The organism is Bacillaceae bacterium S4-13-56 (assembly GCA_040191315.1).
In the GTDB taxonomy this organism is placed as follows: Bacteria; Bacillota; Bacilli; order Bacillales; family JAWJLM01; genus JAWJLM01.
The window spans coordinates 1-11,336 of sequence record JAWJLM010000070.1 but is presented as its reverse complement, the minus strand read 5'-3'; the positions used below and the strand labels follow the sequence as shown (position 1 = coordinate 11,336).

Here is an 11,336-nt window from a genome sequence, read left to right as displayed (position 1 = left end):
TGAAAAATTTAATGTTTTATTTTCATGGAAGTTTATCTCCACCTACTCTCTCTTTTTACTTAAGAATTGAGATGGCGCTGCCCATTTAAGCATGGTAAAAAGCTAAGTTTCAATTTTACCATTCCATTTAAAATCAGATCAACTATTTAATACTAAAAAAACGTTAATAGCTACTTTATGGATACTACGTCCACTTGCTGACCTTTTCATTAAGTCAATGGTCTGGGGGTTTTGTTGATCGGCACTCGAAAAAGAGGGTAATGCTCACAACCGACCTAATACGAGGAATTCTTGCCCTAGGATGACTTACTTTTCAAATTAGCAAAAAGTGCTACCTCCATTGGTAGCACTTTTCTCCAATACCATTTTTAAGTAAGGTTACTAGTTCCTTCTTAGAAATTTCTTTAAGGCCTATAATATGTCCTTGATTTCATGCATTTTACTTTTTTTCTGTTTTTACAAGCCTGGGGTACTCCTGATTCACTAGATTGATTTCATTTTCCACAAAAAGTTGCCCCATTTTTCGTAGATCGGATAATGAAATATTCTTTTTGGTTGCAACTTCAACTAAAGACACCAGCTCGTCTACCATCACGGGAATACGAACACCGTTTTCAATATTTTTTTGTATGTAATAATAAAAACTGCTTAACAATTCATCCGGAAGTTCTTCATAAAATTTTTCTCTATTTCTCAAATGGTTCATCCCTTTTGATACCTTAAAAGATCAATTCTATTTAGTTCAAATTGATGAAAGTGTAAAGAAAATTACTTAAAAAGGTAATGGATCAGATTTATTCTACACTTAGTTTAGTATATTATTTTAATAAAGCAAAGACAATATAATCGACTTATTTCAACAACCCGACAAAGAAATTTTTTATACTTATCTTGTAAAAAGGGATAAGAGAAAAAACTCTCTTATCCCTTTCCTTTTAATGCATTCCTTGTTGTGGAGCTTTCGTATATGACTGTAACATTATATTCATATCTTGTTGATTTAGCTGCGGTACTTGGTAATATCCCTTCTTATTCTGATATAAGAATAGCTCATAACTCATTTCAATCATGTTTGGGACACTATCTGCAACTACACGGCGTAGGACAGGATTATTCATTTCTACAGCTGCCATAGTAAGGGTAGAGGCAGCTGCCTTTGTTTGTCCTAACATAAAGGAAGAATAACAATCATCTGTTAGCTCATTGACTGCTATCTTTGGTTTTTTAGGTTGACTAGGCTTCAATCCATAGGTGACCTCGTTACTTTGCTGCATCTTGTATTGCTGAGTTGGTACAGTTGGATCCTGCCCTGTGTTGAAGCTTTCTACGATTGTGTTGTACATTTGTGTCATGAACGAAGTTTGACGTTGTAAGATGTCTTTTAATTCCTGATCTTGAATGTTTTGATCGTAGAGTTGATACTGTTCAATGACACCGATTAAACACCCAATTAATTCATGAGAGTCGAGCATCTCATGAGCCCCATGATTCATGCTTGTCCCTTGGTTCATGTTTTGTTGCATTTGTCCACCCTGCATTTGATTTAGATTTTGGTTTGGCACCCTTGATGACCTCCTAATTTGTATGGTTCAAATTTAGAATTTCCCCTTAGAAGGGTTTTATGTATTTTTGATTTTACGAATCAAAATTGTTTTTGAATTCGAAGATTAACTCAAATCAGTTTTTAAATGGCATTATAGATCCCTTTCTGTGATTAGAACTGGCCAAGGTTTAGATATTGACTTCAACTAATGCTGCAGATAAAATGTATAATTAAAGAATGATTTAAATCGAGAGATGTTATTTTTACTTCAATCCATAGGAGCTTTAGCATATGGTTAATTCTTTGAAATGACACTGTGAAAAAGACACTATAATAGGATTGAAGAAAAGATAAGATAAATCGATATATTTTCTTGGACGATTTTCATCTAAAGAAATATATCTTTTTTTGTTAGAGAGGGAAAAGGATGCAAAAAACAAAAGGATCTGTGGAAGCGGAAATAAGTAAAGCAATTACACAATGGGAGAAAGACTTCCTTGGGCGTGGTTCTGTTTCTGTGAAAACAGACTTACTGCGAGATATGATCATTGTTACCTTAAAAGGTATTCTTACTCCTGCTGAATACACTGTTTGCGAAACAAAAGATGGACTTTTATCCATTAAGAGGTTGAGATCAGAATTAGTAGAGTCAGGGATTGAGAATTTAAAGGAAATAATTTATAAGTTAACCCTAAAAGAAACAAAAAGTTTCCATACAGATATAAGTACACGCACAGGAGAAAGAGTAATGATATTTAGGCTTGATAGTGATATTGAAAGAGAGTATCATTAATTTTTTTTACTTTTAAACATAAGGGAGATCTTCAAAGGCTTTATGTAGCAGTTGAAGGTAAACCGACAATTTTCAGGATGATAGATTCTGAAATTGTCGGTTTTTTTATTGCTATCAGAATGTATAACTTTAGTCGGTTAACAGTACATGAAAAAATTAGGCTTTCGCCATTAGGACTTTCACTCAAGAGTATAAGGGCTTCTATGAAAGCAAAATACGCTTTCGAAAATCCCTTTAACGATAATCCGATTTTTTCTAAAATTAAATTTTTTAGGAGGTAATTATGTCTGAGATTATTTATCAAAACCTATTGTCCCCAGCTGTCTTATTTTTTATGTTAGGTATTTTAGCTGCATTATTTAAATCAAATTTAAAATTTCCAAATGGACTAAGTGAAGGTTTAAGCATCTATCTGCTAATAGCTATTGGAATAAAAGGAGGGATTGAGTTATCCCATTACTCCCTTGATACCGTCTATGGTCCCATTTTAGGAGCTTTGTTCTTAGGGTTGATTATTCCTATTCTTACAATTTTTTTGTTGAAGCTTATAAAAATGGACTTAAAAAATTCCATTGCCTTAGCAGCCACTTATGGATCAATAAGTATTGTGACCTATGGTGCAGCAATTTCATTCCTAGATAAAACAGGAATTCCTTATGAAGGATTTATGAATGCGTTAGTTGTAATGATGGAAAGTCCAGCTATCTTAGTATCCTTACTATTATTAAGCATTATGGAAAACAAAAATGAGATTTTATCTTTCCCATCACAAAAAATGGGAATTATACCAAATTCATCAAAAATTATAGATAAAGAAATAATTCGTGAAAGTATTTTTGGGAAAAGTGTATTACTACTATTAGGAAGTTTATTTATTGGATTAATACTAGGTGAACAGGCAGTTCCAGTGATAAAGCCTTTATTTATTGACTTATATAATAGTGTCTTAGTCCTATTTCTATTAAACATGGGATTGAATACAGGAGAACGATTACCAGAGATAAAAAAGCATGGTTTAAAACTACTCGTGTTTGGATTGTTTACACCACTTCTATATGGAAGCTTGGGAGTGATAGTTGGTCAATTGGTTGGGTTGTCACTCGGAGGGACTACTTTAATGGGAGTGCTGGCCGGTAGCGCATCTTATATTGCTGCACCAGCAGCTTTAAAAACATCAGTGCCAGAAGCAAATCCATCCATTTATTTAGGCCTAGCTTTGGGGGTTACATTCCCGTTTAACTTAATTATTGGAATACCAGTTTATCACGAAATAGCAAAATGGATACAATAGGAGGCCTACAAATGAATTCTTTAAAAACACTTATCATTACAAATGTCAAGGAAGAATACCCCCCAATGATCGAAATGCTTACGAATAGAAAGACGGAAGACCTTGTGATCAGTAATAGCTTGGATGAGATGAGTATACACCCTGACAATTCCATGATTAGAGATATTATCTATTCCTTAAACACAATAAAAATCAAGGAAATTTATGTTATTGGAGAAATAAATAAAGAACCTCTAATTTTAAAACACCATCTTTCGAAAATTGATAACACTAACCTACCGAAAGAAGCATCAAATTGGTTGATAGAGACTCCCCCAATGATTTCGATCATTAAAAATAACATTAAATATATTAAGGAGCATCCATTAATTCCACATTCAATTACCATTAGTGGAATCCTTGTAAATAGAAATACAGGAGATCTTGAGGAAATTTCTTAGAATTCTAATGTTATTAAGTATTGTTGATTATGAAGAGCTTCAATCAGTGGGGTTTTCATCATCCCCCACTGGCAAAAGGGTGCAATCCTTAGTTCTTCTATGGAAACTAGTGCAAATCAATCTGCTTTCTACTATAATAAAAGAAAATAAAAGAGATGGAGAAATGCATTGTGAATATACTAGTAACCTTAAATTCCAATTATGTAAAACCACTCATGGTAATGTTCAAATCACTTTTCTTAAACAACGAGGAAGAATCCTTTGAAATTTATCTAATGCATTCCTCATTAAATGAGAAAGAGCTAGAAATGCTCCGTAAATTCATAGAAGATGAAGGTCAGCAAATCCATGTTGTCACGGTAACGAATGAATATTTTAAAGATGCACCAGTAGTCAAGCACTATTCGAAGGAAATGTATTACCGTTTGCTAGCTTTTAAGTTTTTACCTGAAACTATTGATCGAATCCTATACCTTGATCCAGATCTTCTTATTCTGAACAGGATCCATGACCTATACCACACAGATCTTTCTGGTTATCTATATGCTGCAGCTTATCATGATCGAGGAACAGTCAAAGAGTTAAACAAGCTGAGATTAAAGCGATATGAGGTAGACGCTTATTATAATTCTGGTGTAATGCTTTTGAATTTAGAAGAACAGCGGAAACATATAAGTGAAAAGGAAATATTCCGCTTTGTGGAGGAAAATCGCAAGAAATTAATTTTGCCTGATCAGGATGTTATAAATAGCCTTTATTCAAAAAAAATAAAGGAATTTGATGAGTTAATTTACAACCTCGATGCCCGTTTTTATAATTATCATAAGATGGTCGATAAGATCGATATGGATTTTGTTATTAATCGAACTGCCATCCTCCATTTTTGTGGAAAGAGGAAGCCATGGCTGAAAAACTATACAGGAAAATTTCATTCTTTATATAAACACTATGAGAAACTAGCATTACGTTTTCAATAGTTGGCTTAGTTTACAGAAGAATTGAAATCCGAGAATAATTTAAAAGTTATATTTATCTACAATAACCGACAACGTTTCCTAAGCTTAACGATATATGTGATCAATTAATCTATTAAAAAAGAGTGACCATATCCTAAATGGTAGTTTCAACTGGGATAGATCCTCTAACACTTGCATCCATTGGTCAGATTGGTGCGTTGTTAAAGGTTAAATTGTTACTACAATCTGTGTAATACTATTCTTCGATACAGGAGAGGGTCAGTCTTCTATAGGAGTGCCGACCCTTTTTTCAAAAACAAAAAGGATCAAGTATGTTTCAAGTGCTGGACCCTCATGAATAACAAATTTGATTTCTCCCTTTTTGTTTTGCTTCATATAAGGCATTATCAGCCTCTCCAATTAGCTGATCTAAAGATTTATAGTGGGCTAAACTACTTACACCAATAGATATTGTGATATTGCCGGTAGGTTGAGAAGTTTCATTATCAAACCTATATTCTTCTATATCTTTTCGCAATTTATTAGACATTGTAGCTACTTCCTTCTTGTCCGAAATATTGCTATAACAGATAATAAATTCTTCCCCACCATACCTTCCGATAACATCACTGGCTCGCACATTCTCCTGCAATATTTCCCCTATATGTTTAAGGACGTCATCACCTGCTTGATGACCATTCATGTCATTATACTGTTTAAAATAATCTACATCAAACATGGCAATCATGATTGGTACACGATCACTAATAAGTTGATTGACCTTTTTCGTAAAAAAGCGCATATTAGGTAACCCTGTCATCGGGTCATGGTTTGAGAAGAATTCAAGGTCCATTGTTGACCGAGTGGCGCGATGAAAATCATTTAATATGGCACTAATTCCAAGTAAAGCCAATAAAGCAAAGATAAACATTTGGATGATGATCTCCAGAGTTGCTGGAGTAGTCATTAACATCCATATAGATTTTATAAGCTCATATAAGCTGAAATAGAACAATATTCTTCTTATATTCACCAATGTGTAGGGATGATTATTATTATTTTTTTTATGAAATAGGGAGCCTAGAAAAATAGGAAGTACAACAGCTTGTAACAATCCTTGAATAACTGTAGGACCGCCTATTATCAATCTGTAAGACCCCGGAATCAATGCTGACAAAACTCCCACCTTCCATCCCCCTAAAAATCCAGCGAGAAATAAAGGAGCTTCACGCAAATCTAAACGCATTCCCTCAAAGTCATAAGGATTGAGCATTACTATGAGCGTTAATACCGTAAAAAATACAGCATAGGGCAAAACAGTCCCAATATTTGAGATTTGATGATTGAATCTTTCTCTAATTTTTGAACTCAAATACATTACCGCAATTACTATCGACGCATTCTCAAAAAAGAAAAATAAAATAGGGTCCATTTTTATTCTCCACTACCTATCTATGTGAACTTTCATAATATTTATATGAAAATATAACCATTGTTAAAAGTGGGTATATTGTCTTATTTTCATTATACATCTTAAAAATTACCTTTTACTACTGTAATGCCAAAAAGATTCCCAATAAACAAATGCAAAGACGTTGTACAACCTTTGACAAATCTTTGCTTCCCTAATTGCTCCATTATTGGTGGCTTACCATTCGATACAAAGTTAAACCATTGACCTCCCCAACCAATACTCAAAAATGAAATAATGACTGGCTTCTATACACTCCAGAGGTTCTCAATTATTTCTTTTTGTAGCACAGCAGTCCTCTTTTGCGAAAATAAACTAGCTAGTACGTATCCAAGCAAAGAAAGCATAACCGGTATTACGACAGCATGCATTCCGAGTGGATTAGTGTAAAAGGTTGAGAGAAGAATATAACTAGATACCCCCACGATAATGGAAGTAAACGCCCCATAAGCATTTCCTTTTTTCCAATATAGCCCCATGATAATTGGCCAAATAAAGGCTGCTTCAAGACCTCCGAAAGCAAATAAATTCAGCCAGATTAATAAACTAGGAGGATCAATAGCCATAAAAAGCACAAGAATGCCTATAGCTGTTGTAACCGTACCACTTAGGATTCGAATTCTTTTTTCATTTGCATCAGGTTTTATATAGTTAATGTACACATCTTTAACTATCGACGAACTCACAACAAGTAGCAGGGAATCCACAGTTGACATAATTGCAGCAAGCGGAGCTGCAAGAAGGATTCCTGCTATCCAGTTAGGTAATACCTCCATCGCAATAAGCGGGATGACCTTGTCCGCTTCCTCGATTCCAGGTAGTACCGCACGAGCAAAAACACCCGTTAAGTGCATCCCTAGCATAATCATTCCAACTGTAACCGTACCAATTATCAATGCCCTATGCATGGACTTTGAATCTTGATAGGACATCGCACGAACAGCCACTTGAGGCAGCCCAACTACACCAACACCGACTAGTATCCAAAAAGAAGAAATATATAATGGCGTTAGCGTCCTATCTGCTCCATAAGGTGAAATCAGATTGGGGTTTTCAGAAACAAGCTCTGACATGATATTGGATACCCCTCCACCAGCCACAATAGTGGCAATTAAAATGGCAAGAGTACCAACGAACATGATAACACCTTGAAACGCATCCGTAATAACAACAGCTCGAAAGCCACCAAAGATGACGTAAAGTAACAAAGTAATAGTAAAAATAAAAATAGCAGTTGTGTACGATAAACCTGTAATAGATTCAATCAATCGTGCACCACCTACCCATTGGGCAGCCATTGCAGAAAATAAAAAGGTAACAATACTCAGAGCACTCAGGATCACAACCCATTTACTACGGTAACGCTCTTTTAAAAAGTCTATTAAGGTCACAGCTTTAATCTTTCTAGACATAATAGCAAATTTCTTCCCAAGAACAGATAATGTGAAATATCCGGTCACAAGCTGCGACATTGCTAAAAGAACCCACGCCAATCCAATAGAATAGGCTGCCCCTGGGCCCCCTAAGAAGCTACTCCCACTTCCGTAAGTTGCCACCATAGTCATGGCAAGGATAAATCCACCCAAATTTCTACTTCCAATAAAATATTCATGTAGATAAGAGCTTGTACTTTTTAAAGAGTTGGAAGCAAAAAGACCAATAAGAATAACAATGACTAAAAATAATAGAAGAGGAATAATTACCTGCCAATTCATAGGTCCTCACTCCCCTTCATATTCTCTAGCGGAATTTCCTTGAACCACTTCTTTACCACTACAATTACAACAATTGTAATAACAATATAGCCAACAACGCAGCTATAAAAAAACCATGCTGGAAAGCCAAATATATATGTATAATCCTCAACTGGTTTTGATCCTAAACCATAGGCAAAGCCAAACCACCAAATGAAGTTCACCACGGCAATCACACAACCGATAATCGCTTCTCTATTTGAAACTTTAAAACGTGGGTCTTCTTTAAAATCTGTTGACGTGTTTTTCACTTTCATCACCTCATCGATATTCATTAGCATCATTTTTTAAAGTGGGTATAAATATACACGCTATAAGTATATTTACAAGCTAAACACTGAAAATTCCTTCTTCATTACTACCTTTTATTAAATATCGGCTTAATATAAAAAAGCCCTCATAGATGTTATTTTATCAACACCTACAAGAACTTTAAAATTATGTATGATACCGGTGGTCGATATAGAAATAGACTTAATAAACCCTAATTTATAAGGATTTATGTAAGTTTTGTGTAAATATGACTAAACTCTTGCAAAAAACTTGTCATATCGAAATTTGTCTAAAACTGTGTAATAAACAGAACCTTTGTCGTATCTGAAAATAAAAAAAGGGCATTCAACCCTTTTTGGAGAAATTTTGGTTACCGCCCAAATTCCATTAAAAGGAGAATGTCTACTATCATGGTAACCTTCTATTCACATATCGTCAATTTTATTTTTGCCTTGCGGTTACAAATTTCTAAACCACAAATGAATCATCTGTTGACCTTTATACACGGTATTATTTTGACAGCTAGAAGAATAAACATTTCTCAGATTCGCCGTTCAACCAGTGAAAATCGGCAACTTATTTGCATGACCCGTTTCCTAAATGAATCCCCGTGTTGCCCGAATCAAGTGACAAGGTGTAGACTTAAATTTCATTATGAATCACATCCAAAAAAGTCGTTTTCACAGAGTTACTCAGCTTTGACGAATACCAGCAAAGGGATAGAACGTTTTTGGTGTATCGAGTTCTTAGCCTAAAACTTTTTAGATTACCACCGTCAAAAATGGCAGCAAGAACTTCCATTAACAATTGACGATATCGTTCGGAGAATACGAAAAGATCATCTGGTCAACTTGTGGCATACACCTATGAACAAGCATTTCGAAAAAATCCTTGATGGATGTGCTGATAGTTCCGAAACTGACTGCGTAAAAACCGTGATTTTTGTAACACACTACCCGTCTGCACTTTTTTATGGTGTTTATTAAAAAATGCAAGAGTCAAATATTTTAGAATAGAGTTATATAATCTATCAATAATTTTATTCTCATAATATTCCCTTATAAATAGATTTTTCTAACACTAATCGAGATATGTAAATTTATGAGATGTAAATTACAAATTTTAAAAACCCTAAATATAATATGGTCCCAGAAAAATGATTGTATTAGTTCGTAATAGTGTTGTCCACTTCTTAATTATCATTAGTTTCCTATTTTCCATTCCCAATCTCTACCCTATACATTTTATTTCTATCTTACAAAAACACTCACAAATACGTTTATTCAGTATTTGTGAGTGCCTTATTGGTTGCAAAATGAACTGGTTTTCATAATAAAAACTGTAATTGGAGCTATAAATCAATGATGGAACTTTATAAAGTTTGCTTCAATATTTTTTAACTTCTCTATCCATAAGATCATTAAATTCATATTGGCGATGACCTCGTTGCAGTTGATTAGTTCAAAAAAGGCTAAAAAATACGCCTCGTTCGGTAAATCAGACTACTACCACTCGAACTTCTCTATATTTTGCTCATGTTTAGAATAATTAAATTTTTCGTCTACGTCTTTGAAAGTAATACATAGATACTCCAATTCCGAATAGTAATACACCAATAATCAAGTACGTAAACATATTTAATGCAGTATTAGGTAATAGATTTTCTTCTTTGTCAATTGGATCTGTAGTTGAATCATCAGCAACTTCGACTTCAAATAATGTGAACGTACTAAACTTATCTACCGAAAACTTATATCCAGCCGGCGTATCATTTTCATAAATGATAGTTCCTTTTTGAATACCAATCGTTCCATCGCTATGCTCGATATAGACATAAATGTTATCTAGATTAATATCTTCTTGATGAAATTCTCCAATAGGTAAGATAAGATCTGTTTTATACCCTGAATAATTCGTTTCAATTTCTTTTGGAGTTCCTAAGATCTTCACATTTCCTTTTTCGTTGATAGACGAGACAACGGATTGCACAGATTTGTCTTCATGCATTCGTTTTGTTAGCTCTTCTCGTGATAATTTATCACGTAAAGGTACGATTCTAAAAAATAGATCTAAGCCGTTTTCATTTAACTTATCAATTTCTTTTTTATTTAGTTGAATTATGGCTTGATCCGTCTTCACTTCTAAGTTACCTAGTATTTTTTTCAATGCAGCGGAGTTAATTTCTACAGCTAGTTCATCCGCTAAATCACTCGAATCATCAGATAAATACACTGAAAAATTCCGGTTTGAAGTTGTTGTTATTAGTTCTTTGTCTACAATAATTTTGTCAATTTTATTTATCACGTTGTTATTGCTATCATACAAATTAATTCGTTCAATCAAATTGATTTTTGAATTCATTTGATCGAAATCAATAATTGCTTCTCTTTTAATGACCTCACTTTCTTTTTTTGCAATTAGATTGCTTTTTACAATTAATAGAAATGGTTTTTCAATAGAGTAGCCTGCCTTGGATACCGTCGCATTCAAGATCACTGATTCATCTTTCTCTTGTCTATATGTTGTTGCTTTATTACCTTCCACTGCGAGCACATTTGGTTTGCTAGATTCCCATTCAATGGAGGTATCATATAAACCAATTTTCAACATTAAGAACTGTAATGTTATACTCTCCCATGTATCATCTTCACTAAAATCAAAGGCAGTATCTATTGTTAAGGCATTCACTGCTTCATTAAGTTGATCTCTTATTTCTTTTTCCGTCATCTGTTCATATATTGCCGATATAACTACAGGTTCTGATGGCATTGTAAAAGTGGTCTTATTTAAACTAGTATCTAATAAAGTAAGATTT

General features: G+C 34.0%; 10 protein-coding genes. 4 read left to right on the top strand and 6 right to left on the bottom strand.

Translation table 11 applies throughout. The features are described 5' to 3' along the window. Positions 1-439: 439 nt before the first annotated feature. The gene (locus RZN25_14970; protein MEQ6378118.1) at positions 440-697 is read right to left on the bottom strand and encodes a hypothetical protein; all 258 of its coding nucleotides are present in this window, start codon (positions 695-697) and stop codon (positions 440-442) included. Between the two features lie 238 nt (positions 698-935). Then, on the bottom strand, positions 936-1,538 hold the full coding sequence (locus tag RZN25_14965; GenBank protein MEQ6378117.1) for a spore coat protein: 603 nt from the start codon (positions 1,536-1,538) through the stop codon (positions 936-938). A gap of 432 nt (positions 1,539-1,970) precedes the next feature. On the opposite strand from RZN25_14965, the gene RZN25_14960 reads away from it, so the two are divergent. The 4 genes from RZN25_14960 to RZN25_14945 all read left to right on the top strand — a co-directional run bounded on the left by RZN25_14960 (position 1,971) and on the right by RZN25_14945 (position 5,044). Continuing rightward, positions 1,971-2,336, top strand: coding sequence for a DUF2294 domain-containing protein (locus tag RZN25_14960; GenBank protein ID MEQ6378116.1), 366 nt, complete (start codon positions 1,971-1,973; stop codon positions 2,334-2,336). A gap of 283 nt (positions 2,337-2,619) precedes the next feature. Beyond that, the gene (locus RZN25_14955) at positions 2,620-3,627 is read left to right on the top strand and encodes a sodium-dependent bicarbonate transport family permease (GenBank protein MEQ6378115.1); all 1,008 of its coding nucleotides are present in this window, start codon (positions 2,620-2,622) and stop codon (positions 3,625-3,627) included. A gap of 11 nt (positions 3,628-3,638) precedes the next feature. Next, positions 3,639-4,067: a hypothetical protein gene (locus tag RZN25_14950; protein ID MEQ6378114.1), complete on the top strand. Its 429-nt coding sequence runs from the start codon at positions 3,639-3,641 to the stop codon at positions 4,065-4,067. 170 nt (positions 4,068-4,237) lie between these two features. Beyond that, positions 4,238-5,044: a glycosyltransferase family 8 protein gene (locus tag RZN25_14945; GenBank protein MEQ6378113.1), complete on the top strand. Its 807-nt coding sequence runs from the start codon at positions 4,238-4,240 to the stop codon at positions 5,042-5,044. A gap of 331 nt (positions 5,045-5,375) precedes the next feature. On the opposite strand, the gene RZN25_14940 is transcribed toward RZN25_14945, so the two are convergent. From RZN25_14940 to RZN25_14925, 4 genes are all read right to left on the bottom strand, one after another. Beyond that, positions 5,376-6,455, bottom strand: a complete 1,080-nt coding sequence (locus RZN25_14940) for a diguanylate cyclase (protein ID MEQ6378112.1) — start codon at positions 6,453-6,455, stop codon at positions 5,376-5,378. Between the two features lie 287 nt (positions 6,456-6,742). Then, positions 6,743-8,209: a sodium/pantothenate symporter gene (panF, locus tag RZN25_14935; protein ID MEQ6378111.1), complete on the bottom strand. Its 1,467-nt coding sequence runs from the start codon at positions 8,207-8,209 to the stop codon at positions 6,743-6,745. Then, a complete protein-coding gene (locus RZN25_14930) occupies positions 8,206-8,505 on the bottom strand; it encodes a YhdT family protein (GenBank protein ID MEQ6378110.1) in 300 nt (99 codons plus the stop codon). The genes panF and RZN25_14930 overlap by 4 nt, the downstream gene beginning before the upstream one ends. 1,564 nt (positions 8,506-10,069) lie before the next feature. Next, positions 10,070-11,336: immunoglobulin-like domain-containing protein (locus RZN25_14925; GenBank protein MEQ6378109.1), on the bottom strand; the 1,267-nt coding region annotated here is incomplete at its 5' end.

What these genes read in the sequence shown, in the direction of transcription:
- RZN25_14965 (MEQ6378117.1), bottom strand. Translation starts at nt 1,538, where the DNA reads ATGCAGGGTGGACAAATGCAACAAAACATGAACCAAGGGACAAGCATG.
- RZN25_14960 (MEQ6378116.1), top strand. Translation starts at nt 1,971, where the DNA reads ATGCAAAAAACAAAAGGATCTGTGGAAGCGGAAATAAGTAAAGCAATT.
- RZN25_14955 (MEQ6378115.1), top strand. Translation starts at nt 2,620, where the DNA reads ATGTCTGAGATTATTTATCAAAACCTATTGTCCCCAGCTGTCTTATTT.
- RZN25_14950 (MEQ6378114.1), top strand. Translation starts at nt 3,639, where the DNA reads ATGAATTCTTTAAAAACACTTATCATTACAAATGTCAAGGAAGAATAC.
- RZN25_14940 (MEQ6378112.1), bottom strand. Translation starts at nt 6,455, where the DNA reads ATGGACCCTATTTTATTTTTCTTTTTTGAGAATGCGTCGATAGTAATT.
- panF (MEQ6378111.1), bottom strand. Translation starts at nt 8,209, where the DNA reads ATGAATTGGCAGGTAATTATTCCTCTTCTATTATTTTTAGTCATTGTT.
- RZN25_14930 (MEQ6378110.1), bottom strand. Translation starts at nt 8,505, where the DNA reads ATGAAAGTGAAAAACACGTCAACAGATTTTAAAGAAGACCCACGTTTT.